The following is an 18,578-nucleotide window of genomic DNA, read 5'->3' as shown; positions in this document are numbered from 1 at the left end:
CTGTTAATTTTGCTTTCATGTCGAATAGATTTTTTATCGAAGTTACATAGATAACCGCAACTTTTTCAAACCTGTTCGGTAATAATTGATGTAAGAATCGAACGGGAAGATGGCCCATGGAAGCGCGAGGAGGATCGCACCTAAATGACGGATTCCCAAATGATTCGCGAAATTAAGGAAGGCAATACGGAACTGTACTCGGAGCTCATGCGAAGGTATCAGCGGAAGATATTGGCCTTCGTTTATCACATGTTAAAGAGCGCTCATATGGAGCTGCTTGCCGAAGATCTATGCTCGGAAACGTTCTATAAAGCATTTCGCAGCTTGCATTCCTTCAGAGAGTTAGATGCTTCTTTCTCCACCTGGTTGTATACGATTGCCCGTAACACGGTGCTCAGCGAACTTCGCAAACAAAGAAACGGCAATGTCCCCTTGGATGAAAGCGGGATCGTTCCCGTAGCTTCAAACGATGTCGTCCCCGAGCAAGCGGTATTACGGAGCGAGAAAGTGGGCATGGTGAGAGAAGCCATCAACAATCTGCCGGAGAAGCAAAGATCGGCTTTGATCTTGCGCGAATACGATCAATTGGATTATCAAGAGATCGCGAATATTCTGGGACAAAGTGTTAGCGCCGTGAAGTCGCTGTTGTTCCGGGCGCGCAGCAGTGTAAAAAGTCAGCTTGAACCCTACTTTTATGAACCCATCTACGAGCATTACGAAGGGATGAAAAGCAGATGAATTGTAGAGAGGCCCAAGAATTGTTCGGATTGTTAAGGGACCTGCCCGAACAACACCCTCAGCGGATTTTGCTGGAGCGGCATCTTTTGGGCTGCGAGTCTTGCGCAGACGAATATCAACAATGGGAAGAAAGCCTGGACATGCTGCAGTACATACCGATGGAAGTGACGGAGGAGCAGGCAGAAACGGTAAATCGGCGAGTGATGGATCGGATTTATGCCGAATCCCCTTGGCTGGCCCCTGACGTCAAGCGCGGCGTTACCCGCCGTTTCCGGCGTAGGGTCGTATTTTGGGCCGCCAGTTTCCTGGCTATCTTCCTTTGCAGCTTTGTTTTCCTATTGATGGATCATACCCCGTCGAACCAGAAAGCTGCCGAGCCGATGACCGGGATTCTGCCGACTGCTGTCGCGGCGGCCGGCTCGGAGACAGATGCATACGCGGATTTTTCGTTCGCCATGCCTAGCGCTTCGCGTGGGATTGTAGAGCCTTTTGCCGTGCAAATGGGCCCGGCTTATCCGCAATACTGGATGGTACTGTCTATGGCAGGCATGTTGCTGGCGCTCTTTTCCTGGAAAGGACTCCGCCGTACCAGAAGATAAACTTGGGTTAACAAACGCTTCTTCCGCTATTGGAGCGGGCGGGGCGTTTTTTACATCTAAAGGGGGATGGTTATGCTCGTTGGTTTGATTCGCCATGGACTAACTGATTGGAATGCGATAGGTAGAATTCAAGGGCAGAGCGATATCCCCTTGAACGACGAGGGACGGCGACAAGCCAGACTGCTCGGCCAGAGATTGAAAGAGGAAGGCGAATACCGCTGGGACTTCGTCCTGACGAGTAACTTGTCACGGGCGCGCGAGACCGGTGAAATCTTGGCCGTGACGCTGGGGATTCCGCTGTACGATCCTGATTCGCGGTTGATGGAACGTTCCTTTGGTCAGGTCGAGGGCATGACGTTGGTGGAAAGAGAAACGTTATGGGGCAAGGATTGGGACCAGCATGAGCTGGGGCAGGAGAAAGACGAGGAAATCCGCCAGCGGGCTTTGTCCTTTATGGCTGATTTGGCGGAGCGTTACCCGAGCAACAATGTGTTGGTTGTTTCGCATGGAGGTCTGCTGGCGCAGCTTTATATCGCCTTGTACCAGGAGAAATGCCAGGAGCGGATTGGCAATTTGTCTTTAACGATTCTGGAGAAAATGGAGAATTCTTGGGATTTGCGATTATATAATTGCACACGTCACTTGCAAGAAGGTGTCAAGGAACCGAAGTAAACCGGCTTAGGCCGGCTTATTTTTTTTGCTATTTTTTCGGGATAATTTCGGATTTCGGGAATAAACGCCGGAAAACCTTCCCATAATGGGATTAAAACGGCGAGGCGGTAAAACTATGAATCTGGCGGATATGCTCACTTTTGCCGATATCGGACAACTCAGCAGAATAGCGGATCATTACGACTGCGAATGCAGCGGGCATTCGAAGCATGAATTGATTCAATCCATCCTGCAGACGGTAGGCCGTCGCGATTTTATCGAGCGGCATATTGGCGGCATGAGTTTGGAGGATTTCCGCTTCCTGAACACCCTGCTGTTCGACGGACGCCGTCAGTTCAGCTTGGAGGAGCTGATCGCTTGCGCGCAGGGCTCGCGGTTTACCGAGGATGCCAAGGAGCGGGAAAGTCCACGGGAGATGATCACCCGCTTTCGCCAGCAGGGTTGGCTATTTAATGGAACGACCCAGCAGACCCGTTATCTGTTCGAGGTTCCTGAGGATTTGAAGAGACGGTTCCGAGAAACCCTCGAACGCCGGTTTCTTGCCGAAGTGAAGGTGGCTGCCGCCGAACCGCCGATGTACCGGGAGGAGCCGGATATGCTGTCCACCGACCTGCTGCTATTCCTGCAATACGTGTCCCGGCACGATATTCCGTTAAACAGCGAAGGGGTCATGTACCGGAGAAATCAGTTGCAGATCCTTGAATCGCTTCACGTGTCCGAGGGATTAGTTGGCAAAGGTTGGCGTTTCGGGTATGGCCGCCGTTTTAAGGATTATCCGAACCGATTAGCGCTGCTTTACGATTATGCCTACCATTCCCGCCTCATTCAGGAGAACAACCATCGACTAGAATTGACGGATGGGGGAGCGTCCTACCTAGCGGAGGAACGCAAGGAGCCTATGATACAGTTCGTCCGCTTTTGGTTAAGATTATATAAAGGGCCCATTCCTAACTTGCTGTCTCTAGTCTACTGGATGATTTGCTGTTCGAAAGATTGGGTGACGGTACCCTCGCTGTTTGAAAGGGTTGAAATGCTGATTAAGCCGTTTTTTTATGACTCTCCCGCTTCGATTTTTGAAGAGCGAATCTTGCAAATGATGCTTCATTTAGGCATGGTTCGATTTGGCGAAGACGAGAGGCATGAACGGTATGTACAGGCTTCTCCGTTTGGAAAACAAGCAGTTCAGCTCATTCATAAGGCCTAAGCGTTGAGGAAAGCGATCAACGCACTTACATAACTTCTAATGCAGATGCTTTGGCCTTGGTGAATGCAGGGGAATAAACGACTTCGAACCCGTTGACAAAGAGCAGTTCGAATGGGTACAATCACTCGCAAATCAAGAGGGAGAGTGAGTGGCGATGTTGATCCCGTACCAAGGAAAATTACCTCAGGTCGACGGCAGCGTATTTATCGCGGAAGGAGCCAAGCTGATTGGAGACGTCCGGATAGGAAGCGAGTCCAGCATATGGTATAATGCGGTGCTTCGGGGCGATTTAGCGGAAATCGTCGTTGGTAAACGTACCAATCTTCAGGACGGCGTGATTGGACATGTCAATGCTTCTCAGCCCTTGATCGTTGGCGATCACGTATCCGTGGGACATGCCGCTATCATTCACGGATGCCGTATAGGCACAGGCACATTAATCGGTATGGGGGCGATCGTCCTAAACGGCGCAGATATCGGTGAATATGCTTTAGTAGGAGCAGGTTCTTTAGTGACGGAAAATGCAAAAATTCCACCTTATACTCTTTCTCTGGGTTCACCAGCCCGAGTCGTTCGGGAGCTAACCGAAGACGATTTAGAGCGAATGCGGCGGACGACGGAAAGCTATGTGGTGAAAGGAAAAGAATATAGGATCATTTAACGATGGTTTGGAGGTGCATCCTATGGATCAGATGAAGGTTACTTATGAAGCAATGCTTGGATTGGCGGCGGAAATGATATGGGACGAAGCGCTCCGGAAGCATCGCTCGGAACAGATCTACAGCGAGATCGACACCGCCTTGGCGAATGGCGATGAGGATGCCTTCCGGCTCCTGACGGATGAACTGAAAACTTTGGAAGAGCGCTAAAGGCAAACCGCCCCGTCTGTTCACATGAAGGATGAACGGATGGGACGGTTTTTTTTGTAAACAGTGGCGTTAATCATAATTCCGGACGGCCGGGGTGAACATGACGGCCAGAAGGGCCAAAGAACCGATCGCTGCAAACAGCGCGATCGTTTGCAGGCCGCCGATAGAGTCAGCTAGCCAGCCGACGATGATATAACCGACCGGAAGCAGGGCGAACGACCCCAGCATATCCAGGCTGGCCACGCGGCCGAACGTCTCCTGCGGAACCATCTCCTGCATACTGGTTTCCCAGATCAGGCCAAACATCATCATTCCGAATCCTTCTACGGCAAAGAGAGCGCAGAGTACGGCCGGAGCTGGCGCTGCGGCCATCAGCAGAAGGGCAATACCGCTAATCAAAGCTCCACCGTAAGCGATTAGGCCGCGGTGTCTTAAACGTTTCTTCGTGCCAAAGAGCAAGCCGGCTCCAATGGCGCCCACTCCTGAACAGGTCACGGCGATGCCGTATACATAGGGTTGCAAATCCAGGTGGATTTTGAATAGCCAAGGGATAACCACAGTGACGATGGCGCCAAAACAGATGTTGACTAAGGAGAAGGCTAGGATGGTGATCCAGAGCCAAGGTTTGCTTTTCAACACCACCAAACCTTCCTTGAAGTCAGCGCCCATGCCCGCGCTATGGCCTGCAGCCTTCGGTTGATAGGGAACGAGCCTCCGAAGCGCATATAAACAAAGAAACGAAACGACATAGGACATGGCATCAAGCGCAACTCCCCAGCCTGCTGAGAAGAATGTGACCAGTACGCCGCCCAGAGACGGGCCGATCAAGCGAACCGCTTGATTGCTGATCTGCGTTAGCGCATTGGCGGAGTTGCGGATGTCGGCGGTAAACACGGTGGCACGAGTTGCCGCATAAGCGGGTTGAAACAAGCCGTCCATTAAGCCGTACGAGGTGACCAGGATAAACAGCATTTGAATCGTTAAAGCGTTCGCAAACAGTAAAGCTGAGAGGATGACCATGACCGCAAAGCGAAGCAAATCCGTCAGTAACATTAAATTCGTGCGATTATAACGGTCAACCAACGTGCCGGAAATAGGCAACATGACGATGTTTGGAAGCATATACGCAGCCATAAGCAGGCCCATCGTGGTCGTCGAGCCGGTCAAGGAATAGACGATGATCGGCAGGATGACCAAGGTAATGGAACTGCCGAGGAAAGAAACGAGCTGTCCAAGCCACAAATAAGGGAATGCTTTGGATTTACGGAACGGCTCCGCGAATCCTGAGAAGGGGTTCTTGGCTGCGGGCTCGTCTGCAGGTCGGATCGCCTGTCTGGCTGCGCCCTCTTCCTGTTGTGAAGTTTCAAGATTCATAGATGCGGATCCTCCTTCTAGTTAATCGGAACCCGAGTCGCTGTCCTGCACGCGACCCAAGGTGAATAATACGCCGTATTCGGCTCCATCGGTGTCCTTGGCTTCCCATTTGCGGATCAGGGCATCGAGCTCGTCGATGAAATCCTGATATTGAGCCGGGGATAGAAGTAACCGGGTCGCAGCCCGGTATGGCGGCTCATCTTCGAGATAATTGAATTCAGTGAACTGTTCCGGTTTAAAGAACGTTGTCTTAGAACGGTAATACTTCTCGACAACGCCGCCAACCGTCTGGGTGTTGACTAAATCCAACAGCCCGCCGTCGTACAGCTTCTGGATGTGATAATGCACGTTGCCGGGGGTCTTGCCCAACAGATTCGCAACCTGTTTGGAGGTGTGAGCTTCATTGGCCAACACGTTCAGGATTTTGATCCGTAAGGCGCTTTCGAGGAGCTTGCTTTGCTCGGCGCTGATAGGCATAGGAGCCTTCTTGTTGCTGCTCATTTTTCCTCCTCCTTGTTTAGCAAGGTGTTAAAAATTCTTACTGGATATGGAAATCAATCTGAATTGCAGTTCGATCTGGATTCCAGATCGATAGTAAAACAAGAAGGATGGATTTGTCAAGGATCCCTGTTTATAATGGGGAGACATGAATCGAAAAAGGGGTTATCACATGAAATTCAGTGAAATTGAAGCTTCCGCTTGGGAGGAGCTGCGCCCATATTTGGACACTTGCGTGATTCCAGTAACGGGATTAACCGGCTTGGAACGTCCGTATGAAGTAACGGAAAAGTTGGAAAGACTGAGAGATATCCTTGATTGGGTAGAAATTCCTTTCAAAGGGAGAGTGGTCACGTACCCGTCTTTCCAATATCGAACACAGGATTTGCCACAGGCAATTAATGACGTATGCCGAAATGTCAAGTCTAGCGGGTTTGCTCATGTCCTTGTCGTCTCCGCTGAATTTGAATGGTCCGATGGGGAACTGCCGGATGCCGATTTAATCGTGACATTACACCGCTTTTCGCCGGATTCCAGGGAGGGCGCCGCAGGACAAGTGAAGGTGGCCGTACAAGAATTGTGGCAAGCAAAGAAGGGTTTGGGATTGTGACAAAATATCGACAATTTCAAGAACGACAAGCTTTTATGTGCCCAAAAAAATGTGTCAAATTCTTGACGCTCTTAAAACGCTAATATATTATTAATATGTCTTACGCGATATTGTGATATTTATCATTGAAACGTACGGAAACAATTGCTTGACAAAGGGGGTTGAAGACATATGAGCAATCAGCATGACCAGCAGGAAACCTCGCATAAACCGCCTATTCGCAAAGAGATGTCCCGTCGGCAATTTCTTACATACACGCTTGGGGGCGCCACTGCATTCATGGTGGGTGGGGTGACGCTTCCTATGGTTCGTTTCGCGGTTGATCCGATTCTGCATAAGAAGGGCGAAGGTGCTTTCGTCAAAGTTGTGGAAGTTAGTAAAATCACCAGCGAACCGCAGGAATTTTCGTTCGAGCTCAAGCAGCAAGACGGCTGGTACCTAAGTACGGCTTCCCTTACGGCTTGGATTCGCAAGGACGAGAGCGGAAATATTTATGCGCTTTCACCGATTTGTAAGCATTTGGGATGTACGATCGGATGGAATAACGATACTAATTTTCCGGATGAATACCACTGCCCTTGCCATGGTGCGCATTACACCAAGGAAGGCAAGCAGTTGGCGGTCGCATCGAAGCCGCTTGACGAGTACAAGGTTATGATTAAGGACGATTGGGTTTACCTGGGGGATATCATCCCGAACACCATCGTGAAATAAGGAGGCGTAGATTCGGATGTTTAAAAATGTGTACAACTGGATTGACGAACGTCTTGATATCACGCCGATCTGGCGCGATGTGGCCGATCACGAGGTTCCGGAGCACGTCAACCCGGCGCATCACTTCTCCGCGTTTGTGTATTGCTTCGGCGGCTTGACGTTTTTTATCACGGTCATCCAGATCTTGTCGGGGATGTTTCTGACCATGTATTACGTTCCTGATATTATTAACGCTTATGCCAGTGTGGAGTACTTGCAGACACAGGTCGCCTTTGGCCAAATCGTCCGCGGGATGCACCACTGGGGGGCAAGCTTGGTTATCGTCATGATGTTCCTACATACGCTTCGCGTTTTCTTTACCGGTTCCTATAAAGCGCCGCGTGAAATGAACTGGATTGTCGGGATGTTGATTTTCTTCGTCATGATCGGTCTTGGTTTGACGGGATATCTGCTGCCATGGGACAACAAAGCCTATTTCGCCACGAAGGTAACCTTGGAAATCGCCAACTCCGTACCGGTGCTAGGCCCGGTCATTAAGGAGCTGCTGCAGGGCGGTTCTATCGTAGGCGCGGAAACGTTAACCCGGTTCTTTGCCATTCACGTGTTCTTCCTTCCGGCGGTATTGTTGATCCTCCTGGTTGGTCACTTTATCATGATCCGCAGACAAGGGATTTCCGGTCCGCTGTAAGAAGTGCTTCGTGATCCAAAGATGAATATTGAACTACTTCTATAAGAGAAGGGGGGCGAAAGGGACATGGCTCATCATGACAATTCAAAGGAAAAAGTCGTATTCGTCGGCGATTCCCGCGTCCGCAAGGGCAAAGGCTTTATCACGCCGCCGGATTATACGGCTTATCCCGGCAAGTCGGAAGCGTTCATTCCTAACTTTTTGCTGAAGGAATGGATGGTCGGCGTCGTCGTGCTCGTCGGCTTCCTGGTGCTGACCATTTCAGAACCGGCTCCGCTTGGCTTCCCGGCCAATCCGACCGCTTCGGTTATTCCGATGCCGGACTGGTACTTCCTGTTTCTGTATCAATATTTGAAATATCCGTATGCTTCCGGCGATTACGTCGTATTGGGTACGATGGGCATTCCAGGCGTGATGTTTGGTGGACTGCTGCTAGCACCTTTCCTAGATCGGGGCAAGGAGCGTCGCTTCTATCAACGTCCGATCGCTTCATCGCTCATGTTGCTGTCGATTGCCGCAGTTGTATATTTGACGAACTTCGCCTGGACGCATTACCAGCATGAGCTGGAAGCGACGGGACAGGTGCCGGAACATATTCAGCGGGAAGAGAAAGCTCGGGAAAATCGGGAAAAAGGGTTGCCGACGTCCAATGCAAAATCACAGGAAGAGGTCGCCATCGTGGACAAAGAAGATCCGGCGATGGAGCTTTATAAGAAAGCCACTTGCGTATCGTGTCACGCTGCGGACCTAAAAGGAGCGGGCGGACCTTCACTGCGTGGAGTTGGCGACAAGCATGACAAGGAAGCGATTCTTACCATTATTAAAGAAGGTTTAAATGGCAAGATGCCTCCAATGTACGATACGGCAATTAGTGCCGGACTGACGGATCAGGACATCGACCACTTGGCCGAATGGCTTGCGAAACAAAAAGCGGAACAGTAAAATAAGAAGTATGTGAAAACCTGATCGTGATGCGGTCAGGTTTTTTTAAGCTTGCGCGCCGATTTCATGAGACCGGTGCCATTTTCATATAAAAGAGGGATATCACGTTGAAACTATCGGATCTTTGGAGTACGTCTTTTCTATCTTCCCGTTTCATTCTCTGGGCCTTGTTTGTATGTAACCTGCTAGGAACGGTCTATGGGTACATTTGGTATGATGCCCAACTGGCGGATACTTGGCAAAACCATCCGCATTGGCAGATCATTTTTGTTCCCGATAGCCCGACGGCGAGCTTATTCTTTACTCTAAGCTTGTTGTTTCTGCTGTTTCCGGGACCATTGAAGAAATACTTTCGCATACGCACCTTAATTGAGGGATTGGCCGTTGTGACGAGCGTGAAATACGGCGTTTGGGCCGTGTCGATGATTTTTGCCGGTGCGTATCAGGGCGGGGATCTCGTTTGGCAGGACTGGATGCTGGTTGCCTCCCACTTGGCGATGGCGGTGGAATCGCTGCTGTTTGTCCGATTGTACAAGTTTGGGCCCTTAATGCTGCTGGGAGCGGGTGCCTGGACGCTGCTCAACGATACCGTGGACTACACGTATGAGGTTTATCCTTGGTTGCCGGAGACCTTATGGGATCATGTATCCGAGGTTGCCGTCTTTACTGTGGTTTTAACGTTAGCCAGTATTGCAGCCGGTTGGCTTGCGTTGAAACAGGCTAAACGCGCCTAAGAGCAAGGTTCTAACGGTGGACAGCCTGCCATACCATGAAGGTAGGGAGGGGATGTCCGTGAGAAGATCTTGGGTGAAAGGAACTGCAGCCGCACTGGCTTTACTTGCCGCGATGCTGCTCTGGAACACGGTGGTGTTAGCTCAACCGGTAGGGAACGGAACCGGGAGTAAGGCAGGAACGTCATCGACCGCCGCGCCATCCTTGTCGGAGCAGGAGCGCAGTGAGCGTTTGAAGCAGCTCGAAGCGGCGTCAGAGCGTTTGTATGAACATATGCAGCAAGGAAATGCCCCAGAGGCGCTGGCCGACATGGACACGTTGATCGGCGCGCTGGAAGGCGTGTCTTTTAAGGGATTGACGTCGGTGGAGGGAATCCATGCCTTGGCCGAAACGATTATGGACACCAAGGAGACGCTGGTCAAGGCGGAGGTCCAGCCAGAAGAGTGGGCGTTATCCTCGGCTCGCTTGCGGCTGGCGGTAAACAGTCTGCTACATCCGGACAAGGCCTTATGGCAGCAGTATTATAAGGTCATGGCCGATAATTTGCAGCAGATGAACCGCGCGCGTGCGGGCGGGAAACCGGCGGAGGTACGCAAGGCGTTCCAGGCCTTAGAGGGCCATTACGAAGTGGTACGTCCTGCCGCAGTGATTCGACGCCCGCCCTCCAATGTCAATCAGTTCGACTCCTGGTTGTCATATGTCGGTCGGTTGAGCGGGGAACGAACCTGGGATGAGGCAGCCTTGAAGGAGGCCATCTCTCAAGGGGGAGGCGTGCTAAAAGGGTTGTTCGGACGACGGGGAGACGAGCCTGTATTCCTGCCGGTTACCGGCTTTGACAGCCCGTGGTATTGGAGCGGGTTGATCGGGCTTTGGATCGTACTTGCCCTGACCTACACGGGAATTCGCAAGTATCGCGCCTCGCAAACGGTTACCGCAGTGCGGGAGCAACGCAGGGAAGAGGACACGCGTAGGTACAGGCTGTAAGTGATGGCGAACGATAAAGGGCGATAGCGGACGATAGCGGTAAAGGATCCCCTTTTTGTTGCGGGAAACTCGGATTTCGGCTGGATAAGGGTAAAAAATGGTATTATCGAGATAAGTGACTTTGAGGCGAAATAAGGACATATTTTACCGCTAAATTTATGTTCGGGTTGGATTAATAAAGCAGAGAGGCAAAGGATTCCCTTAGCCTCTCTGCTTTTGTGATGTCTGCTTCGCGTTTAATCTTCCTTGAACCCTTCCCCATGCACGTCATGCACGTCGCTGATGATAATGAACGCTCGCGGATCAACTGACTTTGCTATCGACTGGAGTCGCCGGATTTCTTGACGCGACACGACGCAATAGGCCATATGCTTCGCTTGCTTGGAGTAGGCGCCAATCGCCGGAATCAACGTCACGCCGCGATCCATCTCCTTCGTGATGATGTCGGCAATCGCCGGCGCATGATCGCTGATGATCGTAAACGCTTTGGCGGAATACGCGCCTTCCTGAATAAAATCGATGACTTTGGAGGCGATAAACACAGCCACAAGCGTATACAAAATATTTTCCTTCCTAATATAGAAGAGCGACAATCCGATAATGACGATGTCCAGTGTTAATATGACCTGTCCCATGCTGAACCCGTATTTGCGCCCTAGTATCCGGGCCACGATATCAGAGCCTCCCGTCGTCCCTCCAAAACGGAATACGATTCCAAGACCTGCCCCCAGCGTTACCCCCGCATATAACGAAACGAGGATATAATCCGTTTGTGTCTCGAACGGCAGGATCCAGCCGCCACGGATCATCCGCTCGAACAGCCATAGGAAGAAGGTCAGCGAGCCGATCCCGATCCCGGTCCAGATGATTTGTCGTCCGCCAAGGATCTTCCATCCGATGAGAAACAAAGGGATATTCAGCAGCAGGTTCGAAAGCGAAGGTGAGATGCCAAACGCATAGTTCAGCAGCAGCGTGATGCCGGTGACCCCGCCTTCCATCAGTTGGTTGGGCAAGATAAAATAAAGGAGTCCAAACGCATAGATGGCCGTACCCAATAAGATCGGCAGCAGCGTTTTGAGAATTCCGGAAAATTTGCTTGATTCCATGAAAAAAATTCACCTGTCCCTAAAGTAGTTGTTGTCATTCCAACGATAAATGGCATTTGGTTAGATCTGCCTCTCCTAGTATACCTTTTTCCATGCAGATTAAAAAATGATTTGTTTTCGTCACCTACTTACGATAACATAGGGGAAAACGGGACAAACGGCGGAGGGATCGGCGCTTGGATACGAACACAGAGAAATCTCTCGCGGATATGCAACGCGAAGTAGACCGTTACATATCGCAGTTTAAAGAAGGATATTTCAGCCCGCTAACCATGCTGGCTCGAATGTCTGAGGAAGTAGGAGAGCTGGCCCGTGAGGTCAACCATGCCTTCGGCGAAAAGCCGAAGAAGAAGGACGAGCCGGATAATTCCATCGAGCTGGAGTTAGGCGATATTCTGTTCATTACGATCTGCTTTGCTAATTCGCTTGGCATTAATTTGACCGAGGCCCATGATCGGGTCATGCATAAATTCGCGACCCGAGATGCGGATCGATGGACGAAAAAGGACACCGAATAGGGTCATCCTTCATATGCTGTTAGTATGATCATCCCTACAGTAAAGGGGGATAGCACATGAAGGCGGAGGATTATTTGCAAAGAGCTTACCGAAGCATCTATGAAAACGACTTTGCTCAGGCCATGCACTGGTTCGAGCGAGCGTTGGACGATCAACCCGATCACGCGGATATCCATTATCGGTACTCGATTACCTGCGCCCGGAGCGGGCAACTGGATAAGGCGCTTCAACATGCACGCCTGGCTGCAGCTCTGGAGCCCGCGCAGGACGAATATAAACTGCATTACGACCGTTTGCAGTCCATGGAATTAACCCAAATGGCCAGACGGCAGCTGGAGAAGGCGGGCAACAAGCGGAAATCCGCAGCCGAACCGGCAGCCCGCATGCTAAAGCGCGCCGTGGAGCTCGATCCGTTGTCGTTGGATGCACAGGTATGGCTGGCCATCGCCTATGGCGAGCTGGAATGCTACGAACTGGCGCTCCAGGCCGTACGCGAAGCGTCGGCCCTTCCTTTGGATGCCGGTGCGGCCGGACAGCTGAAAGAGATGGAACAGCGCTTGAAGCATCAAATCAAGCAATCATCATAGTAGAGAATGCGAGGAGATCAAGATGTCGGAACCAATCAAAGTAGCCGTGGCGGGAGCCGCTGGCAGAATGGGTAGAGAAGTGGTGAAGATGGTGCTCCAGGATCCGGAGCTGAAACTGGTTGCCGCCGTGAATTTGTCGGATGCCGGGCTCGATGCCGGAACGATGGTCGGCCTTCCGGCCTGCGGCGTAGCGTTGACGGGCGATTTGGAGCAAGCGCTCAGCGAGACGCAGCCGCGGGTGCTGGTCGACTTCACAACGCCGCAGTCCGCCTACGCCAACACTGAGTTGGCGATCCGGCTCGGCGTTTCGCCGGTTGTGGGTACGACCGGGTTTACGCCGGAGCAAATCGAGAATCTGGACAAGCTCTGCCAAGCCCGAGATATCGGCGGGTTGATAGCGCCGAACTTCTCCATCGGGGCTATTTTGATGATGCGATTTGCAGCACAGGCGGCGAAGTATTTCCCGCACCTGGAAATCATCGAATACCATGGCGACCAGAAGCTGGATGCCCCTTCGGGGACGGCGGTGAAGACGGCTGAGTTGATCGCTCAGAGCCGGGAGGAGTTGCGCCAAGGGAACCCGAACGAGGAAGAGACGATTGAGGGGGCAAGGGGCGGTTATTATAACGGTTTCCGGATACATAGCGTTCGTTTGCCGGGCGTATTTGCCCAGCAAGAGGTCATTTTCGGCGGCTTCGGCCAGACGCTTAAAATTCGTCATGATTCCTATGATCGTGCCGGCTACATGCCGGGGGTCAATTTGGCGATCAAGAAAGTGATCGAATGCAAGGGCATGATTTACGGTTTCGACCATTTTATGGAAGATTAAAGGGGACAATAGCATATGTTGAACATCGCATTTATTGCTCATGACCGCAAGAAAGAGGATATCGTCAATTTCGCCATCGCTTACGAGCATGTATTTAAAGATAAAAGGCTGTATTCCACCGGAACGACCGGACAGCAGATTATGGATAATACATCGTTAAAAATCCATCGGTTTCTGTCGGGGCCGCTGGGCGGGGACCAGCAGATCGGCGCGTTAATTGCTCAGAACGAGATGGACCTGGTCATTTTCCTGCGCGATCCGCTGATGGCGCAGCCGCATGAACCCGATATCACCGCACTGCTGCGTTTGTGCGACGTGCATGGAATTCCGGTAGCGACCAACATGGCGACGGCGGAAATTCTGGTGCGTGCCTTGGACCGCGGCGACTTCGGCTGGCGCGAGTTGGTAGAGATGCACAAACCGGGGTTAACGAAATGAGCGAACAGCTGGATATTCTGATCTTCGGGGCGCATGCAGACGATGCCGAGATCGGTATGGCCGGCACAATCGCCAAGCATACCGCCGCGGGCTACCGTGTCGGCATCTGCGACTTGACCGAAGCTGAGCTGTCCTCCAACGGCAATCCCGTCCTACGCAAGGAGGAAGCCGAAGCGGCTGCCAAAGTGCTGGGCTTGGCGACCCGTGTCAATCTGGGACTACCCGATCGCGGGTTGACCGGATCGGCGGAACAACTGGCTGCAGTCACCGAGGTCATTCGCCGGTTCGCACCACGACTCGTGTTCGCCCCGTACTGGGAGGATCGTCATCCCGACCATATCGATGGCAGCAAGCTGGTGGAGGCTGCGGTATTTAACGCCAAACTGCGCCGGTTTATGCCGGACAAGCCGGCGGTGCCTGCGCCCGAGCTTTATTTTTATTTCATCAATGATTGGAAAACGCCGGATTTGGTCGTCGACGTGAGCGCAATCTACGAGCAAAAAGAGCGGGCTCTGCGGTGCTACCGTTCTCAGTTCGAGGCGGGTTCGCCGGGCGAAGACGTCGCCTTGACCCCGCTTAACCAGGGCTATGTGGAACGCGTGAAAGCTCGGGACTCGCTGATTGGACAGCGTTCACTGATCCCGTTTGCGGAAGGGTTCATGACGAAAACGGCTTATCCGGTAAATCTATTCGGCTCCCTACGCACATAAGCTGGAAGAGGGAACAACAACAAAGGAGGCCCCCACCATATGGAACCATTTTTGAAAATCGGCATCACCTGTTATCCATCCTTGGGCGGTTCGGGGGTTGTGGCCACCGAGCTGGGAAAATTGCTGGCGGAAAAGGGCCACGAAGTCCATTTTATCTCGCATAGCGTTCCTTTTCGTTTAGGGAGTTACCATAAGAACATTTTTTACCATGAAGTTGAGGTTAGCGATTACTACGTTTTCCGTTATCCGCCCTATGATTTGTCCCTAGCGACCAAAATGGCCACAGTAGCCAAAACGCAAGGCCTGGACATTCTCCACGTGCACTATGCGGTGCCGCACGCCGTTTGCGCATTCCTCGCCAAACAGATGGTAGGCGACTCGTTAAAGGTCGTAACGACGCTGCATGGGACAGATATTACGGTATTGGCGCAAGACGAATCGCTGAAGGATTTGATTCGGCTGGCAATTAATGAAAGCGACGCTGTGACTTCGGTCTCGCGCGATTTGATGCGGGAAACCCGGGAAGTGCTGGACATCACCCGGGATATTGACTTGACGTACAACTTCGTTGACGAAAGGGTATATTATCCAAGGGACGCGAAGAGCTGCCGGATGGATTTTGCCGCGCCAGGCGAGAAAGTGCTGATGCACGTCTCGAATTTCCGACCGGTGAAACGGGTCAGCGATGTCGTCGATATTTTTCATCAAGTGAACGAGCAGGTTCCGTCCCAACTGCTGTTTGTCGGTGAAGGGCCGGAGTTGCCAAAAATCCAATGCAAAATCAAGGATCTTGGCCTCGCCGACCGGGTGCATTTCCTCGGCAAACAGGATGATATCGCCCATGTCATTTCAATGGCTGACGTCTTGCTGCTTCCGTCGGAGAAGGAAAGCTTCGGCCTGGTCGCCCTGGAAGCGATGGCTTGCGGCGTGCCGACGGTCGGCTCGATCGCCGGCGGGATTCCGGAACTGGTGACCCACGGAGAAACGGGGTTCCTCGCCCCGATCGGCGATACGAAGCAGATGGCGGAGCACTGCATCGCGCTGCTGCAGGACCCTGATCTAGCTGCACGGATACGCGAAGCTTGCTTGAACCGGGCGAAAACGCAATTCAGCAGCGAGATGACGACGGCGGCTTATGAAGAGATTTATTACCGTGTGCTCAATCGTCAGCTGCCAACTTTGAATCCGGCTTGCAGCTAGAGTTGAATTGGCGAGAGGGCTAGGGAACCTAAAGACAGAATCGGCGCAGGGCTAGGTGCCCTGCGCTTGTTGTGCCGTATGGATTACGATAGATTAAAGTTAATTGGAAGGGAGGTGTCCGCAATCGAGACGATTCGTTGGAGTCAGGTTGACCCCCTCATGTTGGTGCAAGGGGAGAACGTGCTGCGCGTCTTGCGGGATGGCGGGCACCAGGCCTTTTTCGTCGGGGGCTGTGTTCGCGATGAATGGATGGGGCGTCCGGTCCACGATATGGATATCGCCACCTCGGCCAAACCGGACGAGGTGGTTCGCCTGTTTGAACGCACGGTTCCGACGGGAATTCAACATGGCACGGTGACGGTGCTGATGGAAGGTCAGGCGTTCGAGGTGACGACGTTCCGCAAGGAGTCGGATTACGCGGATCACCGTCGTCCGGCTTCGGTGGAGTTTGTGGATGCGGTTGCCGAGGATTTGCGGCGGCGCGATTTTACGATGAACGCCATCGCCCGTGGGCTGGATGGGGAGCTGGTTGATCCGTTTGACGGCCGATCTGATATTGAGCGTGGGCTGATCCGCTGTGTTGGCGTTGCCGAAGAACGGTTTGAGGAGGATGCTCTGCGGATGATGCGAGCCGTCCGGTTTGCTTCGACGTTTGGCTTCCGCCCAGTCAAGAGCTTGTGGAAGGCGCTCCTTGATGGCAGGGACAAGCTTGGTTATATCGCGACGGAACGCGTGCGTATGGAGCTGGAGAAGATCGTGCTGGGCCCGGACCCGCTCCGCGGGCTGGCCCTGCTTGAACGCAGCGGGCTGCTGCGGCATGCGAAAGCGGCGCAGGGACCGGCCGCGCCGGAGGCGGTGGCGGACGCGGGCGGCGAGGCCCTCGGCGCAGAAGCGGCGCTGGCGCAGCGCCTGCTGCATCGCGAGCCGCCACGCCGCGCGTTGCTGGGCGCGCTGCCGCTGTTGGAGCCCGCGCCGCCGGCGCTGCGCTGGTCGCTGCTGCTGCAAGCCCTAGGCGCCCCGGGCGAGGCGGCTTCCCCGCTGCTCAAAAGCTGGACGTTCCCGAACCAGACCGCCCAGGAGGCGGCTGGGATCGTCCGCTTTGACGAGGCATGGGAAGCCATCCAGACCGGGGCGCCGGGCGAGCACGAGCAGCGGCGCGGCTGGATCGGCCTGCAGGTCGCGTTCGGCCGCGAGACCGCCGGGCTGTGGCTGCGCCGCCAGCAGGCGGTGCTGCAAGCGGCCTCGGGCGACGACGCATGGCGGCAGGCCGGCCAGGCCATGTTGACCAACGCGGCCCGTTGGCACCGCGAGGTGCGCGTGCACACTCTGAAGGAGCTCGCCGTCAGCGGCGGCGAAGTGCTGCAAGCCGCCGGCCGCAAAGGCGGCCCTTGGCTTAGCGAGCTGTTGCGGGAACTGCTGCTTGCGGTTGCCGCAGGTGAGCTGCCCAATGATCGGCAGACCCTTCTTCAACATGTCGAAACGGGGGGGAAGGAAAATGGAAGCAAATCGTTTGATTGACATGCTCCTGGAGCATCCGGGGCAATATATATCCGGCGAGGAGCTCAGTCGCCGACTATCGATCAGCCGGACGGCAGTGTGGAAACAAATTGCCAAGCTGCGCGAGGAAGGTTATGAATTCGAGTCGGCGCCGCGGCGAGGATATCGGCTGATTCGCCAGCCGGACAAGTTGAGCCAAACCGGCTTGCTGCATGCGCTGCAAGGAAACCGCATGTTCGGGCGGAGACTGAAGCTGCTGGAATCAACTCCCTCCACGCAGGAGGAGGTTCGTAAGCTGGCGGAAGAAGGGGCACCGCATGGCACGCTGGTACTTGCCGAAGAGCAGACAGCCGGGCGCGGGCGTCAAGGCCGGCGTTGGTATTCGCCTCCCGGCAAGGGAATTTGGATGAGCCTGCTGCTGCGACCGGAACGGCAGCCTTTATCGATCGCACCGCAATTGACCTTACTTGCGGCGGTGGCGGTGTGCCGCGCCGTGCGCAAAGTTGGCGGCGTAGATGCCGGAATCAAATGGCCCAACGATATCTTGGTGGGCGGACGAAAGCTGTGCGGCATCATCGTTGAATCGGTCGCCGAAGACGAGTTGATCCGTTTTGCTGTTGCCGGCATCGGTATTGACGTAAATTTGGAGGCGAAGGATATTCCACAGGAGCTGACGCCAATCGCCACCTCCTTGTCGCTGGAGAGCGGACGCCGAATCGATCGGACCGCACTTATTGGCGCAGTCCTGACTGAAATGGAGCAGCTTTACGAGCTGTATACGCAGGAAGGGTTTGCGCCAGTGGGGCATTTGTGGGAGGCGCTGTCGGTAACACTCGGCCGCGAGATTGCCGTTCATACCCCGAATGGGGTGCTAAAAGGTACGGCAACCGGCTTGGATCCTAGCGGTGCCTTATTGCTGTTGGATCAAGATGGCAAACATTTCACGATTTTCTCTGGAGAAGTACAACTTGGCGGATGAAAAATAGAACGTAATTTGTTATACTGAGCACAGGAGGCGGTATCGGTAAAGATCCGAACTGCACTCCGGGCGCTCGTCGGAGGTATGTAA

At 53.3% G+C, this 18,578-nt stretch carries 23 protein-coding genes; 20 read left to right on the top strand and 3 right to left on the bottom strand.

The features are described 5' to 3' along the window. The first annotated feature begins 144 nt into the window (after positions 1-144). The 6 genes from MKZ15_RS13810 to MKZ15_RS13785 all read left to right on the top strand — a co-directional run bounded on the left by MKZ15_RS13810 (position 145) and on the right by MKZ15_RS13785 (position 4,082). Entirely contained in the window at positions 145-738 is a 594-nt protein-coding gene (locus MKZ15_RS13810; RefSeq protein WP_248550566.1) for a sigma-70 family RNA polymerase sigma factor, read from the top strand. Next, positions 735-1,337 carry a zf-HC2 domain-containing protein gene (locus MKZ15_RS13805; RefSeq protein WP_155605340.1) on the top strand — a complete coding sequence of 201 codons (603 nt, stop codon included), beginning with the start codon at positions 735-737 and terminating at the stop codon, positions 1,335-1,337. Before MKZ15_RS13810 ends, MKZ15_RS13805 begins: the two co-directional genes overlap by 4 nt. Before the next feature lie 72 nt (positions 1,338-1,409). Beyond that, positions 1,410-2,009, top strand: a complete 600-nt coding sequence (locus MKZ15_RS13800) for a histidine phosphatase family protein (protein ID WP_339816566.1) — start codon at positions 1,410-1,412, stop codon at positions 2,007-2,009. 115 nt (positions 2,010-2,124) lie between these two features. Next, positions 2,125-3,213 (top strand): hypothetical protein, encoded by a 1,089-nt coding sequence (locus MKZ15_RS13795; RefSeq protein WP_155605338.1) that lies wholly within the window; start codon positions 2,125-2,127, stop codon positions 3,211-3,213. A gap of 154 nt (positions 3,214-3,367) precedes the next feature. Continuing rightward, complete coding sequence (locus tag MKZ15_RS13790; RefSeq protein ID WP_213623014.1) at positions 3,368-3,874, top strand: gamma carbonic anhydrase family protein; 507 nt, start codon at positions 3,368-3,370, stop codon at positions 3,872-3,874. A 22-nt stretch (positions 3,875-3,896) separates the two neighbouring features. Further along, positions 3,897-4,082: an IDEAL domain-containing protein gene (locus tag MKZ15_RS13785; protein ID WP_155605337.1), complete on the top strand. Its 186-nt coding sequence runs from the start codon at positions 3,897-3,899 to the stop codon at positions 4,080-4,082. A 69-nt stretch (positions 4,083-4,151) separates the two neighbouring features. Here MKZ15_RS13785 and MKZ15_RS13780 read toward each other — a convergent pair whose 3' ends face one another. Both MKZ15_RS13780 and MKZ15_RS13775 read right to left on the bottom strand, forming a co-directional pair. After that, positions 4,152-5,456, bottom strand: a complete 1,305-nt coding sequence (locus MKZ15_RS13780) for an MFS transporter (protein WP_339816564.1) — start codon at positions 5,454-5,456, stop codon at positions 4,152-4,154. Between the two features lie 21 nt (positions 5,457-5,477). Continuing rightward, a complete protein-coding gene (locus MKZ15_RS13775; protein WP_193415999.1) occupies positions 5,478-5,957 on the bottom strand; it encodes a winged helix-turn-helix domain-containing protein in 480 nt (159 codons plus the stop codon). 169 nt (positions 5,958-6,126) lie between these two features. Between MKZ15_RS13775 and MKZ15_RS13770 the strand changes: the two genes are divergently transcribed. The 6 genes from MKZ15_RS13770 (at position 6,127) to MKZ15_RS13745 (ending at position 10,624) form a co-directional block, all read left to right on the top strand. Beyond that, positions 6,127-6,564 carry a DUF2487 family protein gene (locus tag MKZ15_RS13770; RefSeq protein ID WP_339816563.1) on the top strand — a complete coding sequence of 146 codons (438 nt, stop codon included), beginning with the start codon at positions 6,127-6,129 and terminating at the stop codon, positions 6,562-6,564. A gap of 171 nt (positions 6,565-6,735) precedes the next feature. Further along, on the top strand, positions 6,736-7,278 hold the full coding sequence (locus MKZ15_RS13765) for a ubiquinol-cytochrome c reductase iron-sulfur subunit (RefSeq protein ID WP_155605333.1): 543 nt from the start codon (positions 6,736-6,738) through the stop codon (positions 7,276-7,278). Positions 7,279-7,294: 16 nt separating this feature from the next. After that, positions 7,295-7,966 (top strand): cytochrome b6, encoded by a 672-nt coding sequence (locus MKZ15_RS13760; protein ID WP_155605332.1) that lies wholly within the window; start codon positions 7,295-7,297, stop codon positions 7,964-7,966. A gap of 66 nt (positions 7,967-8,032) precedes the next feature. After that, entirely contained in the window at positions 8,033-8,908 is an 876-nt protein-coding gene (locus MKZ15_RS13755) for a menaquinol-cytochrome c reductase cytochrome b/c subunit (RefSeq protein ID WP_193416001.1), read from the top strand. Between the two features lie 107 nt (positions 8,909-9,015). Next, on the top strand, positions 9,016-9,642 hold the full coding sequence (locus tag MKZ15_RS13750; protein WP_155605330.1) for a DUF1405 domain-containing protein: 627 nt from the start codon (positions 9,016-9,018) through the stop codon (positions 9,640-9,642). A gap of 58 nt (positions 9,643-9,700) precedes the next feature. Further along, positions 9,701-10,624 (top strand): sporulation protein YpjB, encoded by a 924-nt coding sequence (locus tag MKZ15_RS13745; protein WP_339816562.1) that lies wholly within the window; start codon positions 9,701-9,703, stop codon positions 10,622-10,624. Positions 10,625-10,860: 236 nt separating this feature from the next. Here the strand turns inward: MKZ15_RS13745 and MKZ15_RS13740 are convergent, their stop codons facing one another. Further along, complete coding sequence (locus tag MKZ15_RS13740; protein ID WP_155605329.1) at positions 10,861-11,730, bottom strand: YitT family protein; 870 nt, start codon at positions 11,728-11,730, stop codon at positions 10,861-10,863. A gap of 209 nt (positions 11,731-11,939) precedes the next feature. Between MKZ15_RS13740 and MKZ15_RS13735 the strand changes: the two genes are divergently transcribed. The 8 genes from MKZ15_RS13735 to MKZ15_RS13700 all read left to right on the top strand — a co-directional run bounded on the left by MKZ15_RS13735 (position 11,940) and on the right by MKZ15_RS13700 (position 18,488). Next, positions 11,940-12,248, top strand: a complete 309-nt coding sequence (locus MKZ15_RS13735) for a nucleotide pyrophosphohydrolase (RefSeq protein ID WP_155605568.1) — start codon at positions 11,940-11,942, stop codon at positions 12,246-12,248. 56 nt (positions 12,249-12,304) lie between these two features. Next, entirely contained in the window at positions 12,305-12,835 is a 531-nt protein-coding gene (locus MKZ15_RS13730; protein WP_193416003.1) for a tetratricopeptide repeat protein, read from the top strand. Between the two features lie 22 nt (positions 12,836-12,857). Then, entirely contained in the window at positions 12,858-13,664 is an 807-nt protein-coding gene (gene dapB / locus MKZ15_RS13725; protein ID WP_155605327.1) for a 4-hydroxy-tetrahydrodipicolinate reductase, read from the top strand. Between the two features lie 15 nt (positions 13,665-13,679). Then, a complete protein-coding gene (mgsA, locus tag MKZ15_RS13720) occupies positions 13,680-14,102 on the top strand; it encodes a methylglyoxal synthase (RefSeq protein ID WP_155605326.1) in 423 nt (140 codons plus the stop codon). After that, positions 14,099-14,812 carry a bacillithiol biosynthesis deacetylase BshB1 gene (gene bshB1 / locus MKZ15_RS13715; RefSeq protein WP_155605325.1) on the top strand — a complete coding sequence of 238 codons (714 nt, stop codon included), beginning with the start codon at positions 14,099-14,101 and terminating at the stop codon, positions 14,810-14,812. Before mgsA ends, bshB1 begins: the two co-directional genes overlap by 4 nt. Before the next feature lie 39 nt (positions 14,813-14,851). Continuing rightward, the gene (gene bshA / locus MKZ15_RS13710; protein ID WP_193416005.1) at positions 14,852-16,012 is read left to right on the top strand and encodes an N-acetyl-alpha-D-glucosaminyl L-malate synthase BshA; all 1,161 of its coding nucleotides are present in this window, start codon (positions 14,852-14,854) and stop codon (positions 16,010-16,012) included. Between the two features lie 66 nt (positions 16,013-16,078). Then, entirely contained in the window at positions 16,079-17,530 is a 1,452-nt protein-coding gene (locus MKZ15_RS13705; RefSeq protein ID WP_339816558.1) for a CCA tRNA nucleotidyltransferase, read from the top strand. Beyond that, positions 17,508-18,488 carry a biotin--[acetyl-CoA-carboxylase] ligase gene (locus tag MKZ15_RS13700; RefSeq protein ID WP_339816557.1) on the top strand — a complete coding sequence of 327 codons (981 nt, stop codon included), beginning with the start codon at positions 17,508-17,510 and terminating at the stop codon, positions 18,486-18,488. Before MKZ15_RS13705 ends, MKZ15_RS13700 begins: the two co-directional genes overlap by 23 nt. Positions 18,489-18,578: the final 90 nt, after the last annotated feature.

Source organism: Paenibacillus sp. FSL R7-0216 (assembly GCF_037969915.1).
GTDB lineage: Bacteria > Bacillota > Bacilli > Paenibacillales > Paenibacillaceae > Fontibacillus > Fontibacillus rhizolycopersici.
This window is presented reverse-complemented; position numbering and strand designations above follow the sequence as displayed.